We start from the raw sequence: 23189 nt of genomic DNA, 5'->3' as shown, positions 1-23189 counted from the left end.
TGTCGAAAGTAGAAGGTTCAACTTTGAACTAAATGGAGGCGTCATGCGAGTCGCAGTCGTGGGTGCGGGGAACGTCGGGGCCGGTCTGGCGAAGGCCGCCACCGCGGCCGGGCACGAGGTCACCGTTGCCGCCGCACACCAGGAGAACGCCGTCAAGGTCGCCGAGCAGGTCGGTGGAGCAGCCGCGGCCACCGCCGCGGACGCCGCCAAGGGTGCGGACGTCGTCGTGCTGGCGGTGCCGGCCGGTGTCGCGGCCGACGTGCTCGCTGAGATCAAGGACACCGACGCGGTCGTCGTCGACGCCACCAACCCGTTGAACGAGACCTACAGCGACCTCACGACCGGTGGGTCCAGCCAGGCCGAGCAGCTGGCCGGCGCGGTGCCCGGGGTGAAGCTGGTGAAGGCGTTCAACACGGTCTTCGCCTCCCGTCTGGGCGACACGAACGAGGGCGGACTGCCGCTGGACGGCTTCTACGCGGGCGACGACGAGCAGGCGAAGCAGGTCGTGGCGGACCTGCTGGCGTCACTGGGATTCCGCCCGATCGACGCCGGTGGGCTGCGGATGGCCCGTGCGCTGGAGGAACTGGCCTTCCTCAACATCACTCTCAACGCGCGCAACGGCTGGGCGTGGCAGAGTGGCTGGCGGCTCGCCGGGCCCACGGCCTGACGGCACGAGTTCGAGGGAGAGCGGCATGTTCGCGGCCTGGTACGACCGGCAAGGTCCCGCCGCCGACGTTCTTCAGGTCGGTGAGCTGCCCGACCCGAAGCCGGGTTCCGGCGAGGTCCGGGTCCGGGTGCGGCTGTCGGGGGTGAACCCCGGCGACACGAAGAAGCGGCGCGGCTGGCTGGGTTCGTCGATGCCCTACCCGCGCGTGGTTCCGCACAGCGACGCCGCCGGTGTCGTGGACGCGGTCGGTGCGGGCGTCGACGAGAACCGCGTCGGCCAACGCGTCTGGGTCTACGGAGCGCAGTCGTACCGCGCGTTCGGGACCTCCGCTCAGTACACGGTTGTGCCTGAGCACCTGGCCGTGCCGTTGCCGGATCACGTGTCCGACGAGATGGGCGCGAGCCTGGGCATTCCCGGCATCACCGCCCACCGGACGGTGTTCGCCGACGGGCCGGTCGACGGACAGGTCGTGCTGGTGCAGGGAGTGCTCGGCGGCGTCGGATCGCTCGCCGCGCAGCTCGCCCGGTGGGGTGGCGCCACGGTGCTCGGGACCGTGACCAAAGCCCGCGATCTGGACCTCGTCGACAAGTCCGTCGTCTCGCACGTGGTCGCGCTCGACAGCCCTGATGCCGCGGAGCAACTACGAGCGCACGCTCCAGATGGCGTGCGGCGGATCGTCGAAGTGTCCATGTCGGACAACGCGGAACTGGATGCCGCGGTCATCGCGAACGACGGGATCATCGCCGCCTACGGCACGCGAGCCGACCGCACAGAACTGCCGTTCTGGCCGCTGCTGTTCAACAACGTCACGGTGCGACTGTTCGGCAGCGACGACTTCCCGGTCGCTGCGAAACGTGCTGCGGCCCGTGACCTCACCGCCGCGGCGGCATCGGGCGCGTTGCGGGTGGAGATCGGGAAGCTGTTCCCGCTCGACGAGATCGCCGCGGCCCACGAACGGGTCGACGCCGGCGGTGGCGGCCGGGTGCTCGTCACCGCTCCTTGAGCGGGTTCACACGGGTGTTCGGGACGCGTTGCCCGCGCCGCCTTTCTGCTGCCGCTTGCGGTCGAGCAGCCACATCACGGGTGACGCGGACAGACCGTGGACGAGGATCGAACCGATGACGACCAGACCCACGATCCGCCAGATGGTGTCCTGGTCGGCGAACCGGCCCTCCTGCAACGCGTAGGTGACGTAGAACAGCGTGCCGACGCCGCGGACCCCGAAGAACGCGATGACCGTGCGCTCCCGTGGGCCTGTTTTGCCGGCGAGCAGGCCGATCCAGCCGGCCAGGGGCCGGACCAGGAGCAGGATGACAGCGGCGACCGCGATCTCCTGCCAGGTGACGCCCGCGAGCAGGCCACCGGCGACGGCACCGCCGAGCAGGAAGACGATCAGGACCGTGAGCATGCGCTCGGCCTGTTCGACGTAGCGGTGCAGGACCTGGTGATAGCCGTGGTGCCGTTCGGCTGCCCTGATCGTGCAGGCGCACACGAAAACCGCGACGAACCCGTAGCCCTCGACGAGTTCGGTGATCCCGAAGGCGAGGAACGTCGCGGCGAGCGCGACGAAGCCCTCCGCGTGTTCGGCGAGGCGGAACTTCTCCGACGGCGCGGAGAAGAACAGCTTGCCCAGCAACCAGCCCACCGCCACGCCGACGGCCAGTCCGACGGCGAGCCGCCACAGCACGTCCACGGCGAGCCAGTGCGGGAGCCATCCCGACGGCGCGGCCCCGGCGACGCTGATCGCGATGGCGGCGTAGGTGAAGGGGAACGCCAGACCGTCGTTGAGGCCTGCCTCGGAGGTGAGCGCGAACCTCGCCTCGTCCTCGTCGGACTCGGGGTTCTCGGCCGGTTCGGCGACCTGGACCTCGCTGGCGAGCACCGGGTCGGTGGGGGCGAGTGCCGCCGCCAGCAGCACGGAGGACGCGACGCCGAGGCCGAGCGCGCCCCAGCCGAGCAGGCCGACCGCGAGCATGGACAACGGCATCGTGATCGCGAGCAGGCGCCAGGTGGTGGCCCAGCCGCGCAGGCTGACCGCGCGGTTGAGCGCGAGACCCGCGCCCATCAGCGAGATGATCACGCAGATCTCGGTGAGGTGCAGCAGAACCGTGCTGTGGCGGGCAGGATCAGGGTCGGGGAGCGGTTCGACGACGGCGAACGTGAGGGCTCCCGCGCCGAGGAAGAGCATCGGCATCGACACCGGCGCGCGGTCGAGCAGTCGCGGCAGCAGGGCGGCGGCCAGGGTCGCGAGGCCCGTGCCGGTGTACAGCAGGGAGCCTGGATCCACTGTGCGCCTTCCGCTTCTGTCCGGACGGGAGTGATACCCGAGGCGGGAGAGGGGTAAACCCCGGGGGATCAAGGGTTTCCGGGAGACCGGCCTTTGTGGACCGTCCGGAGCCGGTCAACGTCCACAGGCCGCATCTGAGACGGGTCTTGCGCACGGGCACGACCGGCCGCTGCGGTGGCCGACCACCGGCTTTCACGCCGGGGGAGGCGCGTCGGAACGGGGTTCTGATGGGTGTGGACGAACTCGGTGACGCACTGAGGTACGGGCCGTTCCACCGTGCGCTGCGGGTGGCGATCGACCGCCGGGGCCTGTCGTTGTTCCGGTTGCGCGCACACCTGGCGCGCATGGGGTTGACGGTCGCGGAATCGACCCTGAGCTACTGGCAACGGGGTCTGCGCCGTCCGGGTCCGCGGGAGCGCGTTCACGAGGCGGCGTCGACGTCGTTCATCGAGCTGTCGCCGTTGGGGCCCACCACGACCGAGCTGCTCGCGAGCCTGGTCGACGACCCGGCCCGCTGCAACGCGGGGCTGGAGGTCGCGCTCACCCAGGAGCGGATTCGGCCTCCTCGAATGGGCGCGGCTCTGGCGTTGGTGTCGCCTTCGCCCGGTCGCCGGAGCGGTTCACGACCCTGGTAGCAGAGCTGGACACGCCGGAGACCGGACCTCCGCACTCCTCGCTGGCTCGTATTTCGTCGAAAGCGGAAACAAAGCACCTCCCAGGCGTTAGCCGGGGTGCAACATGAATTTCAAAGTTAATGTTCCTGCCGGTGGCGAGGCGCCCAGGGGCGCCTCGCCACCGGTGGTCATCCGTTCAGCAGGGCGAGGATCTGGTTCAGCAGGGCGACCAGTGTCTGAAGTCCGGTGGGCGAGCCGGGGAGGGGGATTCCGACGATCGCGCACAGCAGGTTGCCGAGCAGGTTGCCCGGACCCGGTTCCGCGGTGATGTTCAGGTGCACCCGGTCCAGGTGCACGACCAAGCCCAGCAGGTCGAGGTCCAGCGGTCCGAGCACCAGGTCGAGGATCTCGCAGGAGACCTGCGAAACGCCCACCGGGGCCGTAATCTCGCGCGACTCGGTCCCCACCTGCTGACCTGCGGAGTCGATGAGGGTCAGGTCGACAATGCCGTTGGCGAGCGCGGTGGTGCCGTCCTCCGTGAACCCGGTCGGCGTGAACGTGCCGACCACGGTGCCGATGCCGCCGGAGGCGTCGGTGAACGTGCCGGTGACCGGCGTGCTCAACGCCGGGGCGGCGGGTGCTGCGGCGGCGGACGCGGTGCCCGCGCCGCCGAAGAAGGCGAACAGAGCGGCGACGACCACGGCGACGACCGCAGAGCGGCCAAAGACGTTGAATCTCATGATGAGCTCCTTTCAGGCCATGAATTTCGACTCTGCAGGAATAGCCGAACCATGCCGAAAGAAACGACTGGGACGAAGACGCGAGCGTGAGCAATCTCAACTGATCGATATCCCGCTGGCCCGTACCTAAATCTACGGTCGATCGTTGTCGGCTATTTTGAATGTGCTTGAACAATGATACCGGTTTCACTTCGGAACCGACAGAAACAGCTTGAGACGTCTCCGGGTGCCGCTACCCGTCGTCCCGAGGTGAGGCGAACGGCTCCTCCCGGTCGCCCCGCACCGGCACACACCTCGGCCTTGCGGGAACAGAAGGCGGGTTCGGCGAGTCGAGGAGGTCGGCGGACTGGTCGCCCAAGCGTCTCCGACGCACGGCGGCTACGGCCAGGAGTCCGGCAGCGGTGGGGACTCGGCCCTTCCGCTGGCCGGACTCGGTGCCCTGGCGCTGCTCGGCGCGGCACCCTTCGTGCTGCGCCGGGCACGACGAGGCTGACCCTCTGGAAACGCTGGGGTATCGGGCCGTTTCGCCCGGCCCGACACCCCAGTCACCAGGGAGACAGCGTCACGTCCCAGTCACCCGTGGTGCGTTCGGGGATCACGGTGATCTTGACCTGCTGTCCCTTCGCGAGCGGGAGCCCGTCGACACCTCTCTCCCACTCGTAGCGCCCGACCTGCCCGCCGTGCACGCTGTAGCTCCAGTGGTCGAGGTCGATGACCACGACGTCGTTGACCAGAACTCGCAGCCTGCCGGGCGTGTTCATGTGCGCCAGCATCAGGTTGGTGCCAGGCCATTCGACGGTGATCTCCTTCTTCGCGGCCGGATCCACCGGGTCTGCCCGCAGTTCGATCGTCGCGTCGCGACGATTCTCGGGCAACGGCGTCAGCGTCTGCGGGCGTGGCGGGAACGGGTACTCGCTCACCGGGACCGGCTCGCCGACACCAAGAGCGAACGTGCCGCTCGCCGGAAGGGGGAGCACGGGTGGTGGCCCCGACTGGGACGATCCCTGCTCTCCGCTCACGGTGAGCGTGATGACGGACGGCTGTCCCGGCAGGACACCCATGCTGCTCCAGGCCGTGCTGCTGCTGTTCGCGCTGTTGGAGCAGGTGTTGTTCTCCTTGAACGAGTGGCCGTTGACGTTGACGGTGATCAGCAGGCTTCTGTTCGGCCCGATGTCGCATCGGGTGAACAGCCTGATGTCCGACGACTTCGGCACGAACCGGACGGTGACGCTGGTCGAGGGGAGATCTCCCCAGGCCTGGGTGGTGAGCCGGGTGCCGTACTGGTACTCCGGCAGGCTGCGCGTCGGCACAGCGGGTTCGGGCTGCTGTCCGGGGCGGGGCAGCACCGCGTAGACGATGCCGACGAGCGCGAGCACCACGAAGGCGGCGCCGGCGACCGTTCGACGCCGCCGGGCGGCCGTCACCCTCGCCCGGACACCCGCCATCCGTGCGTCGTGGGACGAGTCGGCGAGCTCGGCGCGGTCACGCAGCACCTCGCTGAGGTCCGTCAGGTTCATCGCCGCACCCCTTCGAACGTGGTGATCGTGTCGTCGAGCCGTAGCTTGGCGAGCGCCTTGCTGGCCTGGCTCTTGACCGTGCCGACGGAGCAGCCGAGCAGAGCGGCCACCTGGGCCTCGGTGAGGTCCTCGTAGAACCGCAGCACCAGCACGGTGCGTTGCTTGCGCGGCAGCCGGCCCAGTGCCTGCCAGAGCCACTCACGCTCGCCGACCGCGTCGTGCGGGGACTGGCCAGGTGGTTCCGGCAGCTCACCGGTCGGTTCCTCGCCTCTCCACCGGCGCCGCCACCAGGTGGCGTGCGTGGTCACGATGATCCGCCGGACATAGGGCTCGGGATCGCCGTCCACGCGATGCCACGCCCGCCACGCCCGCGCCAGGGCGGTCTGCAGCAGGTCCTCCGCGTGTCCCGGGTCCCGCGTGAGCAGAAAAGCCGTTCGCAGCAGCCGTGGCGACGCGACCGCCACGAACTCCTCGAACCCCTCAGGTGAGCGCACCACTTCACGGCCTTTCGACTCGGTCCGTCACTGCTACTACCAGTCGGGCCGCGTGAATGGTTGCCTCCTGGGTCAGACGGTCTTCATCGCACCGCCGTGAGACGGTAGGAGCATGATCACCACGCCTCTGACCGACGCGTTCGTGCGCGGTGCGGCCGAGCTGGAGAACACCGCCCGAGGTGTGCGACCGCACCGCCTGCCCGCCTGGGTGCGCACCCGGTTCCCCGACCCTCAGCTGATGGGCGCGGAGAGCAGGCCTTCCGGGTTGCGCCTGGTGATGGCCACCGCGGCGCGCACCGTCGAACTGGTCAGCCACCCGACCTGCGCGTCCTACCGCGGCATCGTCCGCCCGCGTGGCAGCGTCGATCTCGTGGTCGACGGCGAACTCGTCGCCAGCGAGCAGCTCGACGGCGGCGATCAGATCGAGATCGACCCGCTGGCCGGAACGCCGGAACTCCACGCGGGTGCCCTCTGCACCACCCGGTTCACCGGGCTGGCGGAGGGAGACAAGGTCGTCGAGATCTGGTTGCCCCACAACGAAACGATGGACCTGGTCGAGCTGCGCACGGATGCCCCGGTGCGGCCGGTCGAGTCCGATCGACGTGTCTGGCTGCACCACGGCAGCTCGATCAGCAACGGCTCGAACGCGACCACGCCGACCCGGATCTGGCCCGTCGTCGCGGCCCGGCGCGGTGACGTCGAACTGCACAACCTCGGGTTCAGCGGCAGCGCGCTGGTCGATCCGTTCGTCGCGCGGGTGATGCGCGACCGCCCGGCCGACCTGATCAGCGTGAAGCTGGGCATCAACGTGGTGAACTTCGACGTGATGCGGCTGCGGGCGTTCGTACCGGCCGTGCACGGATTCCTGGACACGATCCGCGACGGCCATCCCCGCACGCCGTTGGTGCTGATGTCGCCGATCTTCTGCGGCATCCACGAGGACACGCCCGGCCCCGGCGGGATGGACCTGGATGCTCTCGCCGCGGGCGAAATCGTCTACACCGCAACAGGTCCGCACGGGACGGCGCCACAGCTGACGTTGAGGGTCATCCGCGAAGCGCTGGCGTCACTCGTCGAACGGCGCGAGGACGACCCGAACCTGCACTACCTGGACGGAACGCGGCTCTATGGCGAGCAGGACGCCGTCACGCACCCGCTGCCCGACGCGCTGCACCCCGACACCGCCGCGCACGAACTGATCGGCGAACGCTTCTCCCGCTACGCCTTCGCGCCGGGAGGCCCGTTCGCCGAACAGCTCTAGGGGCAGGCCGCGCCGACCGGCGGCGCGGCGACCGGTTCCACGTTCTGCCGTTCGGCCCGGACCGAGGCGATGCCGGCGAGGATCAGCACGCCACCGAAGAGCTGCAACGGCGAGAGCTTCTCGCCCAGCAGGAGCCAGGCGAACAGGGAGGCGGAGACGACCTCCAGCAGGGCGATGAACGACGCGAGCCGTGACCCGAGGATCCCGGAGGCGGTGATGCCGCTCGCGTAGGCCAGTGCCGTGCCGACGACCGCGACGACGAGCAGCGGCACCCACCAGGCCGTGGTGGTGCCCAGCAGGGACAGGTCGCCGGACGTGGCGGTGAACGGCAGCAGGCCGGTCGCCCCGACAAGTGCGAGGACGGGCGCGGCCAGCAACATCCCCGCCCCGGCGAGCGCGACCGGAGGCAGCCCCTCGTTGGGACGCGCGGCGATCACGAAGTAGACGGAACACCCGATGGCGGCACCGAAAGCGAGCGCCAGGCCGATCGGGTCCACGGCCTGGATCGCGCCGGGCCCGATCACCAGCACCAGCCCGCCGACCGCGAGCACCGAGCCGACCAGGACGACGGGCGCGGGCGTCCGCCGGCTGACCGCCCAGGTGAACCCGACCAGGATGAGCGGCGCGAGGAACTCGATGAGCAGCGCGGTCGCCACCGGGATGCGCTGGATGGCGGCGAAGTAGAGGACCTGGGTGACCGCCACGCCGACCATGCCCATGCCCACCACGGCCCAGCGCGCCTTCAGGAGCAGCTCCCACCGGCCGCGCAGCGACATCACGACGAACGGCAGCAGCACGAGGCCGGCTGCGAGCGCGCGGGCCGTGACGGCCGCGGTCGGCGACCAGCCCGCTTCCAGGAGCGGCTTGACGAACGCCCCGGACGTGCCGAACGAGATGAACGAGACCGCAGCCGCGATCAGGCCGGTGGTCTTCGACGGCATGCGTGCCTCCCCGTTCCAGGCGATGTAATGGCCTAACCTGACTTACAACCCTGACGGTAGGCTGGTCTGCGTAAGGAGTCAATTTGCGTTTTGCCCCTGACACGGAGGAGTCGCTCGGCTTCGTCGTGGCCCTGTGCAACACCGATGCGTCAGCGTCGCGCACCGGCGAGGACGAGCTGGCCACCGTCGATCAGCTCAGGGCTCTGCTCGAAGGCTTCGGCTACACGGGTCGCATCGATCACGATGAGGCCGAACTACGCGACGTCCACAGCGCGCGCGCCCTGCTCAGGCACGTGTGGACGCTCGATCGCGACACGGCCGTCGAAGCCGTGAACAAGATGCTGCGCGACGCCAAGGCACTGCCGCACCTCGTGCGGCACGACACGCAGGACTGGCACATGCACGCCACCGAGCCGGACTCGCCGCTCGCCGAACGGATCCGGGTGGAGGCCGCGCTCGCCCTCATCGACGTGATCCGGATGAACGAGATGGACCGCCTGCGGATCTGCGCGGCCGACGACTGCACCGGCCTCGTCCTGGACCTGTCCCGCAACGGCCTCAAGCGGTTCTGCAGCGTGCGGTGCGGCAACCGGATGAACATGATCGCGTTCCGGGAGCGCCGCGCGGACCGAGGCTGAGCTGGGACTGTTGTGCACCGCGGCCTGGCAGTGCTGGTGGTCGGCGGCGTGATGCTGACCCTGCTGCTCAACCTGTACGGCGGCGGATCGCCCCAGGACCAGGCGCACCCCGACGCCGTCCGCGCGGCGGGCACGATCACGCTGTGCTCGGCGGTGCGGTGTGGAACGACGAAACGGTGTGGCCCGAGAAGCCCGGCTAGCGGCGCTCCAGATGGCGGAGGGCGCGACTGGCGGCGTGGTATCCGCTCATGCCGTGCACTCCCGCTCCCGGTGGTGTGGCGGCGGAGCACAGGTACACGCCGGGCACGCCGGTGTCGTAGGGGTGTGGGGTCAGGCGAGGCCGGAACACCAGCTGGAACGGGTCGTTGGCGCCGGTGAGGATGTTGCCGCCGACGTAGTTCGGGTTGCCCCGCGCCAGGTCGGCGGGGTTCTTGGCGGAGAAGGCCACGATCCTGTCCGCGAAGCCGGGAGCGAAGCGTTCGATCTGGCCGATGATCGCGGTGGTGGCGTCGCCGTCGTAACCCTGCGGGACGTGCGCGTACGTCCACAAAGGATGGACATCGCCCGCGGATCGGACCGGGTCGGCGAGATACTGCTGTCCGACGAGGACGAACGGCGCATCTGGCATGCGGCCCTGGTGAACGTCACGGGCGGTGCGAAGCATCTCGTCCGGGTCGCCGCCCAGATGCACGGTTCCCGCCGCGGCACAGTCCGCGGTGCGCCACGGCACGTCGCCGCGCACGGCGAAGTCGACCTTGAACGCCGCCGGCCCGTGGCGCCAGCGGTGGTAGGCCCGGTGCACCCGCTTCGGCAGCCTGCCCTCGAGAATGCGCGCCGCCGAGCCGGGGGAGGTGTCGAGCAGGACGACGTCCGCCTCCGGCAGGTCCGAAGTGGAGCCGACCCGCTTGCCCGTCACGGTCCTGCCGCCGAGGTCGTGCAGCAGCGCGATCAGGGCGTCGGTGATCGCCTGGGAGCCGCCTTCCGCGACCGGCCAGCCGAACCGGTGGCCTGCCGCGATCAGCATGGCCGCGACCGAGGAGGTCATCGGCGCGCGCAGGTCGTGCATGACGTGAGCGGCGGCGCCGAGGAACAGGCTCTGCGTGGCCGGGGAACGCCACAGCTTCCGCATCAGCGCGGCGGGCGGCACCGCGCGCAATCCGAACCGGGCGAGGTGCACCGGGTGGGACGGCCGGCGCGGCAACGGTCCCAGCAGATCGCTTGCGGCGGTGTCGATGTGCGCGGCGAGAGGGCCGAAGACTCGCGACCACCGCTCACCGTCGCCCGCCGGAAGGCCTGCCGCTGTCTCCTCCGCCGAACCGCGCAACACCGCGCACGCGCCGTCGTCCAGCGGGTGGGCGAGCATCACCTCGGGATGCCGCCAGCGCAACCCGTACCGCTCCAGGTCCAGCGTTCGCAGGTACGGCGAGAGCACGGCGGTCGGATGCACGGCCGAGCACTCGTCGTGCAGGGTTCCCTCGACGAGCTTCTCGGTCGTTCTCGCGCCACCACCGAGCCTGTCGGCGGCTTCGAGCACGGTCACCTCGACGCCGTTCTGGGCCAGCCGGACCGCCGCCGCCAGCCCGTTCGGACCGGAGCCCACGACCACCGCTTTGGGCACTGGACTCAACTCTTCGCCGAATCGGCGAGGATGTCCCGCAGTTTGCCGCGGTCCTGCAGAACGAGCACTCCACAAAGGACGGTGTACAGCGCGGCCAGGTACTTGACCGAGGGGTAGTCGAACGCGAAGTCCATCAGCGTGATGTTGAGCCCGACCACGAACAGAGCGGCCGCTCCCAGGAAAGTGGTGCGGCGGAACAACAACATGACTGCCGGGATCAGTTCGAACAGGCCGGTGATCCGGCCGTAGAAGGGCGAGTAGCCGTAGAACAGCCACACCAGGGAGGTGCCGTCCACCGTCGACTTGGACAGGTTGTCCCAGTCGCCGTAGTAGAACTGACCACCGAACAGCTTGACGCATCCGTAGAGGGCGAAGATCGCCGCCATCAGCAGCCTGATGACGAGGATCGTTTTCGAGGGGGCTTTGCTCCAGATCATCGGGCGGCTCCGTTCCAGCGCTTGGTCGGCACGGAACCCATCGTCGCGATCACCGTACGTCGGCACCTCCTGCGCGGGGGCCGTTTCCGCGGCCCGCGGTAGGAGTCGCCTCCTACCGCGGTAGGAGGTGGCGGGCACGTGACCGACCTACCATCGTGGTCGTGACTTCGTGGAACAGCGCGTGGCCGGTGGTGGCGCGATGGGCGCCCAGGTTCGCGCCGCTGGCACTGGTGGTCGCCTCGACGCTGTGGCTCGCGGTGCCGGCGCCGGACATGAGCTTGTCGGCGTGGATCGTGCCGTTGACGTCCTCGCTGCTGTTCGTCGTGGGCCGCCTCTCGCCTCTCCCGGTCTCACTGGCGCAGCACCTGCTGGTGCTGACCGCGTTCCTGATGGCGGCTCCCGGTGTCGGCGCGGCACAGGCCTGCGCCGCGCTGTCGCTGGGCGAGCTCGCGATGCGACGGCCGTGGCTGCCGCAGCTGCTGATCGGCTGCGCGACGGCCCTAGCGGTGGACACGATCTACCTGGTGGCACAGGACGACCAGCCCGTGCTCGTGGCGTTGAGGGTGGCGCTGGTCGTCGGCGTTCCCGTGCTCGCCGGACGGCACCTGAGGTCGATGCGGGAGCTCACCGCACGGCAAAGCGAGGAGAAGGCGCTGATCCTGCGCGTGCGGGACGCGGAGATCTCGGCCGCGCGGGAGGCCGACCGGGTCGCCGTTGCCCGCGAGCTGCACGACCTCGTCGCCCACCACGTCTCCTCGATGGTGCTGCGCTCGGCCGTCGCCCGCCACGCCGCGACCGGGCCTGAGCAACTCCGGGAGGTGCTCGACGACGTGCACGCCACCGGTTCCGCCGCGCTGCGGGACCTGAGGGAGCTGGTGACCGTGCTCCGCGATCCCTCGGTCCCCTCCGCGGTCGGCACGAGTCCTGACTGCCTCACCACGGCGGTGCGCCAGGCCGCCGCGAGCTGCGAACGCGCGGGCTTCGCGGTGCGCACGGACATCAGCGAATCCGCTGAACACCTGGACGCGTCGCGGCGACTCGTGGTGCTGCGGATCGTCCAGGAGTCGCTGACCAACGTGATGCGTCACGCCGAACCGGGCGCCGCCGTGCTGCTCCGCGTTCGCGAGTCGACCGCCGGCCTCGACATCGAGGTCAGTGACGCAGGAGCCACGCCGCCTCGCCCCGCGCCGGACGGACACGGCATCACGGGCATGGCGGAGCGGGTCGAGCGGCTCGGCGGATCGTTCCACGCGGGCCCGACCGGCCACGGCTGGTCCGTGCGCGCCTCCCTGCCACGGCAGGAGCAGCCGGCATGATCCGCCTCCTCATCGCCGACGACCAGCAACTCGTGCGCGCCGGCCTGCGGATGCTCTGCGAGTCCGCGCCGGACGTGCACATCGTCGGCGAGGCGGCGGACGGCGCCGAGGCGGTGCGCGAGGCGGCGCGGTGCGGCCCCGACGTGATCCTGATGGACCTGCGCATGCCCGTCGTCGACGGCATCGCGGCGACCAGGAAGATCCTCGCCGGCCGTCCCGAAGCGCGCGTCGTCGCACTCACCACCTTTGACGACGACGACCACCTGTACCCCGCGCTCGCCGCGGGTGCGCACGGGTTCCTCGTGAAGGACTCCGCCCCGGAGGAACTGCTGGCGGCGATCCGGCGGGCGGCCGCCGGAGAGCAGCCCTTCAGCGCCGGTGTGTTGCGGCGCCTGGTGAGCAGGGTCGTCCGGGAGGAGCGTGGGCCGGTGCCGTCGGGTGCGCTGCGGGGTCTGACACCGCGTGAGCTCGACGTGCTCGCGCTCGTGGCCGAGGGGCTCGGCAACCAGGACATCGCCGAGCGGTTGCACGTGGGGGTGACGACGGTGAAGACGCACGTTGCCGCGCTGATGACGAAGACGGGGGCGGACAACCGTGTGCGGCTGGCGGTGCTCGGGTATTCGGCGGGGCTGGAGCGGTAGGTCAACTGCGCGGCATGGGCTCGTGCGTGCGAACAACCGTGCGCGCCTGGCTGTCCTCGCCTACTCGCCAGGGCCTGAGCGGTCGTTCAACTGCGCGGCATCGGGTTCGCCCGCGTCCAGTCGTCGACGTGGAAGGGCGACGTGCCGTCCCCGTTCGGCGTGACGGTCGACGCGTGCGCGACCACCTCGGCCGGCACCTGGCCGTCGGTGAGGTCGAGCCGCCTGCGGTAGTCCGCTTTGAACGACGTGGCGACCTCGTCGGCGGTCAACCCCGGCGCGTAGTCGGCCAGGCCCGCGATGGAGCTGTGCCGCAGGTCGTAGCCGAGCGCCTCGGACACGTCCTCGATCACGGCGCGCACCTGGTCCGAGACGACGACCTGGACGACCGTGCTGAACAGGGAACCGGTGGCGGTGACGCGTTGCGCCGAGCCCACGACCTTCGCGGTGCCGCCGACGTTGATGCTGAACTCGCCGGGGCAGTACTCGCCGTCCACCTCGCCTACGCGGGCGTCGACGTCGCCCAGTTCGCGCAGCACCCGCACGTGGCTCTCGGCGTTCGCGGCGAAGGTCGCGCTGCCCGCGTGCCGGATGTCGGTGGTGCTGTCGAGGTGGTCGATCACGACGGCGCCGCTGTCGTAGGCGACCATCCGGCCGCCCGGCGACCGGACCACCGTCTCGAATCCCGCTGAGCGAGCAACCCGGGTGGCCTTGGTGATGCCGGGAGAGCGGAGGTCTCTACCGCTGAAGGCGACCGTCGGGCCGTGGGGCACGTAGATGCTGACGAGCTGTGACCACGGCGCGTTGGGCGTGCGCAGCAGCAGTGCCGGGATCACCAGCTCGGTGACCGCACACGCGGTGCTTCCGGACACCAGTAGCCGGGTGAGGTTGTTCGCAGTTGGCACGCCGTGATTGTCGGCCATGACCCGATTCGGCGCGGAACCGCTCACGTCACACGGACGCCGGCCGCCGATCCACCACCGGGGCTCCGGTCTTCTCCGCGACCTCCTCGGCCGACGTGCCCGGTGCCAGTTCGACGAGTGAGAACGTCCCGCCGGCGACGTCGAGCACGGCCAGATCGGTGATGACGCGCGAGACGACCCGGCGTCCGGTCAGCGGCAGGGTGCAGGCGTCGACCAGTTTCGGGTCGCCGTTGCGGGTGGTGTGTTCCATGAGGACGACGACGCGTCCGGCGCCGCTGACGAGGTCCATGGCGCCGCCCATGCCCTTGACCATGGCGCCGGGCACCATCCAGTTGGCGAGATCGCCGTGCGCGGAGACCTGCATGCCGCCGAGGATCGCGGTGTCGATGTGGCCGCCGCGGATCATCGCGAAGCTGGTGGGGGAGTCGAAGAACGACGCTCCCGGCAGCACGCTGACGGTCTGCTTGCCGGCGTTGATGAGGTCGGGGTCCACCTCGTCGTCGTAGGGGAACGGGCCGACGCCGAGGATGCCGTTCTCCGCGTGCAGCGTCACCGTCGAGTGCGGCGGCAGGTGGTCGGGGATGAGCGTGGGCAGGCCGATGCCGAGGTTGACGTACTCGCCGTCGCGCAGTTCGAGCGCGGCGCGGGCGGCCATCTGGTCGCGGGTCCAGGCCATGTCAGTTCGCCTCCTGGCGGGCGCGGGTGGTGCGCTTCTCGATGTCCTTGCGGGACGCCTGTTCCGGGGTGAGCTCGACGACGCTCTGCACGAACACGCCGGGCAGGTGCACGTGGTCCGGGTCGATCTCGCCGACCTCGACGACGCGTTCCGCCTCGACCACGGTGAACCGGCCCGCCATCGCGGCGGCCGGGTTGAAGTTGCGGGCGGCGGCGTGGAAGACGCAGTTGCCCGCGCGGTCGGCGATCGCGGCGCGGACGAGGGCGACGTCGGTGACGATCGACTCCTCCAGCACCATCTCCTCGCCGTGGAACGTGCGGACTTCCTTGGCCGGCGAGACGAGCGCGACGGTGCCGTCGGCGTTGTACCGCCACGGCAGGCCGCCTTCGGACACCAGCGTGCCGACGCCGGTGGGGGTGAAGAAGGCGCCGATGCCGGAACCGCCGGCCCGCAGCCGTTCCGCGAGTGTCCCTTGTGGAGTGAGCTCGACCGTCAGCTCGCCCGCGAGGTACTGCCGGGCGAACTCCTTGTTCTCACCGACGTAGGACGCGACGACCCGGCTGATCCGGCGGTGTTCGAGCAGCAGCCCGAGTCCGGCGCCGTCCACGCCGCAGTTGTTGGACACGATCGAGAGGTCGTCGGCGCCCTGCTCCAGCAACGCCTCGATCAGGAACCACGGGATGCCCGCGAGCCCGAACCCGCCGACGGCGATGCTCGCGCCGGACCGGATGCCGGCCACCGCCTCGGCCGGGCTGCCGACCACCTTGTCCAGGCTCATGAACTGCTCTCCTTCGTGAGGTGGTCGACGAGCGCCGCCGTGACGACGCCGGGCTGTTCCGCGTTGGCGAGGTGCGCGGCTCCGGGGACGACGAGCAGCGTGGCGTCGCGGATGGAGGCGACGATCTGTTCGAGGTGGTGCGGCGGCGTCGCCGGGTCGTCCGCTCCGGCGATCGCCAGCGTCGGTGCGGTGATCCTGGCCAGGTCCGCGCGCAGGTCCATGGCGGCGATCGCCTCACAGCAGCCCGCGTATCCCTCGGCCGGGGTGGCGGCCACCATCGCTTCCCACCGCGCGCGGTCCTGGTGCGCCGGGGTGAACCAGCGCTGCACCACGGCTTCGGCGACGGCGGCCGTGCCCTGTGCACGGACCAGGGCGGCGCGGCCGGTCCAGTTCGCCGCCGGTCCGAGCTGGGCGCTGGTGCACAGGACCGCGAGCCGGTCGACGCGTTCGGGGTTGCGCGCGGCCAGCCGCAGCGCGGTCATGCCGCCGAGCGAGAGCCCGACCAGGTGTGCTTTCTCCACGTTCAACCGGTTGAGCAGCACGACGAGATCGCCGGCGAGAGCGTCGATGGTGTGCGGGCCGGGCACGACGGGGGAGCGGCCGTGCCCGCGGGTGTCGTACCGGACCACCCGGAAGTGCTCCTCGAGCGCGGCGACGTTGGCGTCCCACATCTCCAGCGTCGACCCGAGCGAGTTGGACAGCACCACGACCGGGCCGTCCTGCCTGCCGGTGACGACGTGGTGGACCTCCGCGACGCTCATCAGCGCACCGACTCGAAGACGGCGGCGAGACCCTGGCCGCCGCCGATGCACATCGTCTCCAGGCCGTAGCGGCTGCCGCGGCGGCGCATCTCGTGCGCGAGCGTCGCGAGGATCCGTGCTCCGGTCGCGCCCACCGGGTGCCCGAGCGAGATGCCGGAACCGTTGGGGTTGAGCCGCTCGTCCTCGGCGTCGACCTTCCACTCGCGCAGGCACGCGAGCACCTGGGAGGCGAACGCCTCGTTGAGTTCGATGACGTCGACGTCGTCGAGGGTGAGCCCGGCCCGGTCCAGCGCGGTGGCGGTGGCGGGCACCGGTCCGATGCCCATCACCTCGGGTCCGACGCCGGCGACGGCCCACGACCTGAGGGCGAGCACGGGCCGCAGTCCGAGTTTCCCGGCTTCGGCGCGGGTGGTGACCACGCACATCGCGGCACCGTCGTTCTGCCCGCTGGCGTTGCCCGCGGTGACCGTGGACTCCGCGTCGATCTTCCGCCGCACCGGCCGCAGCGCCGCCAGGTCCTCCAGCGTCGTCTCCGGCCGGGGATGCTCGTCGCGGTCCACGACCACATCACCCTTGCGTCCCGGCACCGTCACCGGCACGAGTTCGTCGGCGAACCGGCCGGCGTCCTGAGCGGCGGCCCACCGCTGCTGGGATCGCAGCGCGAGTTCGTCCTGCTCCTCACGCGAGATGCCGTACTCGCGGCGCAGGTTCTCCGCGGTCTCCAGCATGCCGCCGGGCACCGGGTGGAACCTGCCACCGGCCGTCTCACGGGCTCGCACCAGCCGGTCCATCAGGTTGATGTTGCCGCCGCGCACGCCGGTGCGCAGCCCGAGCGCGTAGTGCTCGACCTGCGACATCGACTCGGCGCCACCGGCGACGACGACTCGGGCGGCACCGGTCGCGACCTGGCCCGCCGCGTACAGCACGGCCTGCAGCCCCGACCCGCAGCGGCGATCGACCTGGACGCCCGGCACGCCCGTGCCCAGACCCGCGTCGAGTGCGGCGATCCGGCCGATCGCGGGAGATTCGCCGTTGGGATAGCACTGGCCGAGAACGACGTCGTCCACGTCGCCCTCGCGCAGCCCGGTGCGGCGGACCAGTTCGGTCAGCACGGCGGCGGCGAGGTCGGTGGCGCTCAGCGAGGCCAGCGCACCGCCGAACCTCCCGACCGGGGTGCGGACGGGCTCGCAGATCACGACGTCGGTCATGGCCTCGACGCTAGGCGCTCCGGCCCATATCGAGAAATACTCATTTCGCGTTCACTGAGACTCTGCAAGTATGAATAGGTGGAGCTTCGCCATCTGCGCTACTTCGTCGCGGTCGCCGAGGAGAGGCACTTCGGCCGCGCCGCCGAACGCCTGCACATGGCCCAACCGCCGCTGTCCCAGCAGATCCAGCAGCTGGAGGCCGAACTCGGCGTGACGCTGCTGCACCGCACCACCCGCAAGGTCGAGCTCACCAGGGCCGGCACGGTCTACCTCGAACGCGCCAGGGACGTGCTGGCCGCCGTGGACGACGCCGGAGCGGAGGCGCGGCGGGTGGCCGCCGGACTGCAGGGCCGTCTGGTGGTCGGCTGCGTCGGCTCCGCCACGTACAGCCTGCTGCCCGCGCTCGCCCGCACCCTGCGCGAGGAGCTGCCGGAGGTCGACTTCGCGTTCCGCGGTGAGATGCTGGCACCGGACCAGGTCGAGTCCCTGCTCGCGCGCCGGATCGACCTCGCCCTGCTGCGGCCGCCGGTCGACCACCCGTCGGTGCGGGTGAACACGGTCCGCCGCGACCGTCTCATCGTGGCGCTGCCCGACGGCCATCGGCTCGCTTCGCGTCAGAGGTTGACGATCAAGGACCTGCAAGAGGAAGACCTGATCGTGCACGCCTCACGCGGCCGTTCCGTGATGTACGAGATCGTCTCGAAGCTCTGTCACGAGGCCGGTTTCGCACCGCGGATCCGGCACGAGGTCTCGGAGACCTCGACCCTGGTCACGTTCGTCGCGTCCGGACTCGGCGTGGCGGTGGTGCCGGAACCGGTCGCCGAACTCGGCGTGACCGGCACGACCTACCGCCCGCTGACCGGCAACCACGGCATCGATCTCGCGACCGCGGTGCGCGCGGACGACGACTCTCCTGTCCTGGCAAGGGCTCTCGCGGTGCTCGGCGAGCTGGCGCGGTGACTCAGCCGGCGTCGCGGTACGCCGCACCCGCTTCGTTCGGGGTGCCGCCGGGGGCGTAGAGCCCGGTGCCGGGCTTGTCTGCGGGCAGCGCGAACCAGGCGTAGCGCTCGACGTACGGGAGGCTTTCCATCATCGCGCTGGAGCCGCGGGCGAACGCCGCGAGCTGCGCCTGCGTCGGGTAGCGCGCCGAACCGCTGGAGAAGTCGATGAGCGAGTATTCGGTGAGCCACATCGGTTTGCCGTATCGCCGGTGGACCGCGTCGAGGTAGTTCTTCAGGTGGCCGACGGCGGCTTCGCTGAAGTCCGAGCCGTACCAGTGCACCGCGATGAAGTCGACGCGCAGACCGCGTTGTGCCGCACCGGTCATGAACCGGTCGAGCCAGCCGCCCGCCTTGTCGCCGCTGTGCGCGACGGCGGGGCTGCCGAGCCGCAGCCCGGTGGCCGCGAGCTTCGGCCACAGGTCGAGCGCCTGTTCCGGCGTCATGTTCGCCTGGTCCGGGAAGTCCGGTTCGTTGAACCCGAGCAGCACCTTGCCGTTCGCCTTCGCGCGGGCGAGCGTGGCGTCGTCGGTGAACTTCGTGCCCCAGATCATCGGCACGAACTCGACGTTCGGCGGCGTGGCGATGCCGTCGGGGTGCACGGCCCAGTTGTAGTACCACTCCGCCCGGACGTCGGTGAGCGCCTTGCCGACACCGTTGAAGTTCCAGGTGCTGACGCCCTTCTTCGCTGATGCCGCAACGGGGGTCACCGGTGGCGGGGGCGCGGCTGCCGACGTTGCCGACGGGGGTTGGGTCGTGGTCGGGACCGACGAAGGAGTGGAGGGAGGCGGTGTGGTGGTGGGTGCGCTCTGGGTGGTGGTCGTGGTCGCGCGCGCGACCGGTTCCTCGGGCGAGGGCAGCACGGCGACCACGATGCCCGCGGCCAGCACCGCGGCTGCGGCGGCCGCGAGCGGTTTCACCAGCGTGCCTTGCAGGAACAGGCTGAGCTTGCCGGAGGCCACGGGGTTCGCGGCGACGTGCGAGACGGTCGCCTGCGAGCCGACGAGCACGGGCTGGTCGAACCCGAACGCGGCGGGCAGCGGCACCAGCGGCAGCCGGGCGATGAGTCCCTCGACGGACGCGAGGTCGTGCCCGGACCGTTCGCACCGGACGCAGCCGCGGCTGTGCCGGGCGATCCGCTTGCGCCACAACGGACTGGGGTCACCGTCCCAGTCCGAGAGGACCTCGGCCAGCTCAGGACAGCGCGGCGTGCGCTCCAACGTCCGCACGACGATGCGCGCGGCGTCAAGCTGCGCCTTGACCCGTTGCACTCGCACAGCGGTGTGCTGCGGGGTCAGGTCGAGCGCGTTGGCGACCTCGGTGCGAGTCAGCCGTCCAGCCGCCTCCAGCCACCACAGCGACAGCAACTCGCGCTCGTCCGGGCTGAGCCACCGGGTGGCCGCGACGACCTCACGGCGCTGCCCGGACAGCTGCAGCCGCATGATCGTGAGGTCGACGAAGTCCGCACCGGGATCGGCGACGTCCTCCGGCACCGGACCGGAGATCGGCACCCGTTGACGTTCCCGGTGCCGCAGCCGGATCTGGTTCATCGCGATCACGACGAGCCACGACCGGAACCCGGCGGGATCACGCAGCCCGGACAGCCCGTGCACCGCCCGGAGCATGGTCTCCTGCACCACGTCGTCGGTGTCGGCATGACCGCCGAGCACGTGTCCCACGATGTTGTAGACGAGAGGCAGATACCCGGCCACCAGGTCGTCCAACGCGCGCTGGTCGCCATCGCGCGCGGCCACCACCGTCGCGACGCCGGGTTCCTCGGCTACCGCCATGCCCACCTCACTTGCCGGTCCAGGATCATCTCTGCCCAGGAGATGTCCCCGGCACCCGGCGATAACAGAAAAACCTCGCCGACTTTCGAGTGCGCCACCCTACTGTCACCGCGTCTGTCGACGTCCCGTTGCACAACGCGCACATTCCGCGCGTGGGCCGGGGACATCACTCCGGCAATGTCGACGGCATGGCAGCGACTCGTGGAAACCGCGGCGGCAGAGGACTCCGGACGGCCTTCGCCGCTGTGCTCGTCCTCGCGACGGCGGCGTGCGCGACGGAGCCCGCGCCCGGCGGTGGCAGGCCAGGTGAGGCCCCGGCACTGAGCACGCCGACCCGCGTCTCCGGGGACGGCAGCATCCCGGAGAACGAGAGCATCTCGTTGAACGACACCGGGCACGCCGCCATCGCGAACCTCGACCCGACCCTGCTCGCGGCGGTGCGGGACGCCGCTGCCGACGCCCGAGTGCGTGGGGTGGAACTGAAGGTGACGTCGGGCTGGCGCAGCAAGGCGTACCAGCAGCGCCTGCTGGACGAGGCGATCGTCCGGTACGGCAGCGAGAGGGAGGCCCTGCGGTGGGTGCTCCCGCCGGAGAAGTCGAAGCACGTGACCGGCGAGGCGATCGACATCGGGCCGACCAATGCCGCCGACTGGCTCATCCAGCACGGGGCGGACTACGGCCTGTGCCAGGCGTACGCCAACGAGATGTGGCACTTCGAGCTGCTGACGACCCGCGGCGGCCAGTGCCCCCAGCCGATCAGCAACGGCACCGGCTGACCGCCGGTTCGGCGGCAAGTTGGGTGTAGTTGGCGGCGGTTCGATCAAGGGTTGGTGGTACTTGCAGACGCCGGCGGAGCCAGCCGGGGGCGGTTAGTAAGGGCCGACCACGCGGTAACGGGGCCACAGCTCGGCCCATGGCGCCCGCGGACCGCGGCACACCGAGACGGCCCTGCCCTGTTCCCTGGTGTCCAGTCCGTGCCCGTTGTCGATGCGCGCCACCGCGGTGCACTCGCGGAAGTCCCGGGCCAGCCGGTCCTCGTCAACGGCCACCGTGATCACCACGTCCGCGCTCTCGGGCGGCGGTCCCCGGAAGTACAGCTCGTTGTGTCCGCTGTAGATCTGGGGCAGCGGGTGGTCGTCGCGCATCCAGTGCAGCGCACCCGCTTCGCCGAAGTTCTGCGTCAGCACCACGGCACGCGACCGCTCGTCGGCGGGGAGCGCGGCGTAGGCGTCGGCGACCTGCCCGGCCAGCTGCGGCCAGCCGACGGTCTCCGCCGTCAGGCTGGTCAGCGTGTACTGCGCGACCATGCGCTCCGGCCACACCGGCAAGATCAGCACCACCTGCAGCACCGCGAACACCGACAGCACCGACACCGCCGCGGGCCACCGGGCCCGGCCCCTGGAGAGCCATTCGTCCGCGACCACGCAGCCCGCGGCGACCAGCGGCACCAGGTAGCCCTCCGTGTAGTCGATGCCGCTGGGCGCGAGGGCGAGCACCAGGACCGTGCCGACGAGGTAGGCCACCGCCAGTGCCCGTGCCGGACGCCAGCCAGGGCGGCGCAGCAGGACTACCAGACCCGCCACCAGGATCGGTGCCACCGCCGGCCCGACCAGGATCGCCACGTCCAGGGCGAACAGCACGCCGTCCGACCAGGTGCCCTCGGCCAGCGACTGCGCCATGACGAGCTGCGGCCAGCCGTTCGCCACCTGGTAGATCAGGTTCGGCGCGGCGATCAGCAGCGTCAGCCCGGCACCGGCCCACAGCCACCTGCTGCGCAGTTCCTGGCGTGGACCCACCAGCAGCAACGCCACCAGCAGCGTCAGCGGCAGCAGGAGGATGACGTACTTGGCGTAGGTCGCCACCCCGCACGTCGCACCGGCGGCCAGCCACCACCGGCCGTCTCCGCGCAGCAACGCCCGTAGCGCGAACAGCGCCACCGCGCTCCAGGCGACCAGGTCGGGGCTGTTGGTCAGCAGGAAGTGCGACATGACGAGCACGCTCACCGACGTGCCCACCGCGGCCGCCGCGAGCACCTGCGCTCGTTGGCCGCCGCCCAGTTCCGCGGCGATCAGCGCGGCGAGCACGACGACCGCCACGCCGCACAGCAGGGCCGGCAGCCGGATGCCCCACACCGTGTCGCCGAACAGCACCGCGCCCGCCTTCGCGAGCAGCGGGGTGAGCGGTGGCTGGTCGAAGTAACCCCAGCGCGGCTCGTCGCCGAGCATCCGGAAGTACAGCTCGTCGGCGGTGAGCCCGTAGTTCCCGGCCAGCAGGAACAGCAGGCCCGCGTAGAGCGCCGCGACCACCGCCACCGGGCGTCGCGCCAGCGGCACCGCCCTGCCGGTCCGCGTTGCCACGCTTTCAGCCGTCAACACCGGCATCGCTCCCTCTTCCGGTCGGAACGGCATGTTATCGACAAGATCAGCTCGATCCGGTGCTCCGATCGGCAGCATTCACGCGGCAAATGCGGAATTGATGTCCGGTCGATTGAATCCAATTGAGACGTCAGCCGTGGGCGGGCGGGCCGTAGCACATTCTTGGTCGCACCGTCGGGGGATCGGAATGTTGAACGGTGAACAGAATTGCGAAATTGCGGCATCCGGACTGGGGTGGCGCGCTGGTTGGGGTATCGCCGCTGGTGTGAGGGGCCAGAGTTGATCACTGCGCGTGTTTGTCCGCGTGCGGCAAGTGACCGCGCATTGTACGGCTGCGGTTAGTTACGCACGCGGTTTTCCAAAAATTGCATGATTTTCAATTGGACTGTTCGGCGGATTCGTGCCGGTTGCGAATTTGGCTAACCTGCGTCAGTCGCTTCGGCGGCACGGGGGGTTTCTTTGGGTTGGTTGCTTTCGCCAACTATCTGATTCGCGAGTCGCAACGTGAATTG

At 70.4% G+C, this 23189-nt stretch carries 23 protein-coding genes; 9 read left to right on the top strand and 14 right to left on the bottom strand.

All coding sequences use genetic code 11. The features are described 5' to 3' along the window. Positions 1–43: 43 nt before the first annotated feature. The gene (locus SK803_RS34830; protein WP_319970437.1) at positions 44–667 is read left to right on the top strand and encodes an NADPH-dependent F420 reductase; all 624 of its coding nucleotides are present in this window, start codon (positions 44–46) and stop codon (positions 665–667) included. 25 nt (positions 668–692) lie between these two features. Beyond that, positions 693–1670: an NADPH:quinone reductase gene (locus tag SK803_RS34825; RefSeq protein ID WP_319970436.1), complete on the top strand. Its 978-nt coding sequence runs from the start codon at positions 693–695 to the stop codon at positions 1668–1670. Positions 1671–1676: 6 nt separating this feature from the next. On the opposite strand, the gene SK803_RS34820 is transcribed toward SK803_RS34825, so the two are convergent. Next, positions 1677–2954: a cation:proton antiporter gene (locus SK803_RS34820; protein ID WP_319970435.1), complete on the bottom strand. Its 1278-nt coding sequence runs from the start codon at positions 2952–2954 to the stop codon at positions 1677–1679. Between the two features lie 227 nt (positions 2955–3181). Here SK803_RS34820 and SK803_RS46640 point away from each other — a divergent pair, with 227 nt between their 5' ends. Next, the gene (locus SK803_RS46640) at positions 3182–3589 is read left to right on the top strand and encodes a hypothetical protein (protein ID WP_406601626.1); all 408 of its coding nucleotides are present in this window, start codon (positions 3182–3184) and stop codon (positions 3587–3589) included. Positions 3590–3756: 167 nt separating this feature from the next. Here SK803_RS46640 and SK803_RS34810 read toward each other — a convergent pair whose 3' ends face one another. The 3 genes from SK803_RS34810 to SK803_RS34800 form a co-directional block, all read right to left on the bottom strand. Next, positions 3757–4308 (bottom strand): hypothetical protein, encoded by a 552-nt coding sequence (locus SK803_RS34810; RefSeq protein WP_319970434.1) that lies wholly within the window; start codon positions 4306–4308, stop codon positions 3757–3759. Between the two features lie 545 nt (positions 4309–4853). Beyond that, the gene (locus SK803_RS34805) at positions 4854–5825 is read right to left on the bottom strand and encodes a hypothetical protein (RefSeq protein WP_319970433.1); all 972 of its coding nucleotides are present in this window, start codon (positions 5823–5825) and stop codon (positions 4854–4856) included. Then, the gene (locus SK803_RS34800) at positions 5822–6319 is read right to left on the bottom strand and encodes a SigE family RNA polymerase sigma factor (RefSeq protein ID WP_319970432.1); all 498 of its coding nucleotides are present in this window, start codon (positions 6317–6319) and stop codon (positions 5822–5824) included. Before SK803_RS34800 ends, SK803_RS34805 begins: the two co-directional genes overlap by 4 nt. 112 nt (positions 6320–6431) lie before the next feature. On the opposite strand from SK803_RS34800, the gene SK803_RS34795 reads away from it, so the two are divergent. Further along, positions 6432–7580, top strand: coding sequence for a GDSL-type esterase/lipase family protein (locus SK803_RS34795; protein WP_319970431.1), 1149 nt, complete (start codon positions 6432–6434; stop codon positions 7578–7580). Here the strand turns inward: SK803_RS34795 and SK803_RS34790 are convergent. Beyond that, positions 7577–8521, bottom strand: coding sequence for an EamA family transporter (locus SK803_RS34790; RefSeq protein WP_319970430.1), 945 nt, complete (start codon positions 8519–8521; stop codon positions 7577–7579). The genes SK803_RS34795 and SK803_RS34790 overlap by 4 nt on opposite strands. 83 nt (positions 8522–8604) lie before the next feature. Here SK803_RS34790 and SK803_RS34785 point away from each other — a divergent pair, with 83 nt between their 5' ends. Then, positions 8605–9159, top strand: coding sequence for a CGNR zinc finger domain-containing protein (locus SK803_RS34785; protein WP_319970429.1), 555 nt, complete (start codon positions 8605–8607; stop codon positions 9157–9159). A gap of 196 nt (positions 9160–9355) precedes the next feature. Here SK803_RS34785 and SK803_RS34780 read toward each other — a convergent pair whose 3' ends face one another. Both SK803_RS34780 and SK803_RS34775 read right to left on the bottom strand, forming a co-directional pair. Continuing rightward, positions 9356–10777, bottom strand: coding sequence for a phytoene desaturase family protein (locus SK803_RS34780; protein ID WP_319970428.1), 1422 nt, complete (start codon positions 10775–10777; stop codon positions 9356–9358). Between the two features lie 5 nt (positions 10778–10782). Then, entirely contained in the window at positions 10783–11214 is a 432-nt protein-coding gene (locus tag SK803_RS34775; RefSeq protein ID WP_319970427.1) for a hypothetical protein, read from the bottom strand. Between the two features lie 161 nt (positions 11215–11375). On the opposite strand from SK803_RS34775, the gene SK803_RS34770 reads away from it, so the two are divergent. Together SK803_RS34770 and SK803_RS34765 are read left to right on the top strand one after the other, a co-directional pair. Next, entirely contained in the window at positions 11376–12530 is a 1155-nt protein-coding gene (locus SK803_RS34770) for a sensor histidine kinase (protein ID WP_319970426.1), read from the top strand. Beyond that, complete coding sequence (locus SK803_RS34765; protein ID WP_319970425.1) at positions 12527–13171, top strand: response regulator transcription factor; 645 nt, start codon at positions 12527–12529, stop codon at positions 13169–13171. The genes SK803_RS34770 and SK803_RS34765 overlap by 4 nt, the downstream gene beginning before the upstream one ends. An 86-nt stretch (positions 13172–13257) precedes the next feature. Here SK803_RS34765 and SK803_RS34760 read toward each other — a convergent pair whose 3' ends face one another. Genes SK803_RS34760 through SK803_RS34740 form a run of 5 tightly spaced genes read right to left on the bottom strand, consistent with a single transcriptional unit; the run spans position 13258 to position 17514 of the window. Next, a complete protein-coding gene (locus tag SK803_RS34760) occupies positions 13258–14073 on the bottom strand; it encodes a lipoyl protein ligase domain-containing protein (protein ID WP_319970424.1) in 816 nt (271 codons plus the stop codon). A 46-nt stretch (positions 14074–14119) separates the two neighbouring features. Further along, positions 14120–14767, bottom strand: coding sequence for a CoA transferase subunit B (locus tag SK803_RS34755; RefSeq protein WP_319970423.1), 648 nt, complete (start codon positions 14765–14767; stop codon positions 14120–14122). A 1-nt stretch (position 14768) separates the two neighbouring features. Then, entirely contained in the window at positions 14769–15545 is a 777-nt protein-coding gene (locus SK803_RS34750) for a CoA transferase subunit A (protein ID WP_319970422.1), read from the bottom strand. Next, a complete protein-coding gene (gene pcaD / locus SK803_RS34745; RefSeq protein WP_319970421.1) occupies positions 15542–16306 on the bottom strand; it encodes a 3-oxoadipate enol-lactonase in 765 nt (254 codons plus the stop codon). The genes SK803_RS34750 and pcaD overlap by 4 nt, the downstream gene beginning before the upstream one ends. After that, positions 16306–17514 carry an acetyl-CoA C-acetyltransferase gene (locus SK803_RS34740; RefSeq protein WP_319970420.1) on the bottom strand — a complete coding sequence of 403 codons (1209 nt, stop codon included), beginning with the start codon at positions 17512–17514 and terminating at the stop codon, positions 16306–16308. The genes pcaD and SK803_RS34740 overlap by 1 nt, the downstream gene beginning before the upstream one ends. Positions 17515–17592: 78 nt before the next feature. Between SK803_RS34740 and SK803_RS34735 the strand changes: the two genes are divergently transcribed. Then, positions 17593–18474: a LysR substrate-binding domain-containing protein gene (locus tag SK803_RS34735; protein ID WP_319970419.1), complete on the top strand. Its 882-nt coding sequence runs from the start codon at positions 17593–17595 to the stop codon at positions 18472–18474. A 1-nt stretch (position 18475) separates the two neighbouring features. Here the strand turns inward: SK803_RS34735 and SK803_RS34730 are convergent, their stop codons facing one another. After that, positions 18476–20302, bottom strand: a complete 1827-nt coding sequence (locus tag SK803_RS34730; protein WP_319970418.1) for a sigma-70 family RNA polymerase sigma factor — start codon at positions 20300–20302, stop codon at positions 18476–18478. 188 nt (positions 20303–20490) lie between these two features. Here SK803_RS34730 and SK803_RS34725 point away from each other — a divergent pair, with 188 nt between their 5' ends. Then, positions 20491–21078, top strand: coding sequence for a M15 family metallopeptidase (locus SK803_RS34725; protein ID WP_319970417.1), 588 nt, complete (start codon positions 20491–20493; stop codon positions 21076–21078). A gap of 93 nt (positions 21079–21171) precedes the next feature. Here the strand turns inward: SK803_RS34725 and SK803_RS34720 are convergent, their stop codons facing one another. After that, positions 21172–22677: an ArnT family glycosyltransferase gene (locus SK803_RS34720; protein ID WP_319970416.1), complete on the bottom strand. Its 1506-nt coding sequence runs from the start codon at positions 22675–22677 to the stop codon at positions 21172–21174. Positions 22678–23189: the final 512 nt, after the last annotated feature.

Source organism: Lentzea miocenica, assembly GCF_033949945.1.
Classification (GTDB): Bacteria; Actinomycetota; Actinomycetes; order Mycobacteriales; family Pseudonocardiaceae; genus Lentzea; species Lentzea miocenica.
Note: the sequence above shows the minus strand (reverse complement) of the source record. Positions and strands in the feature narration are given on the sequence as shown.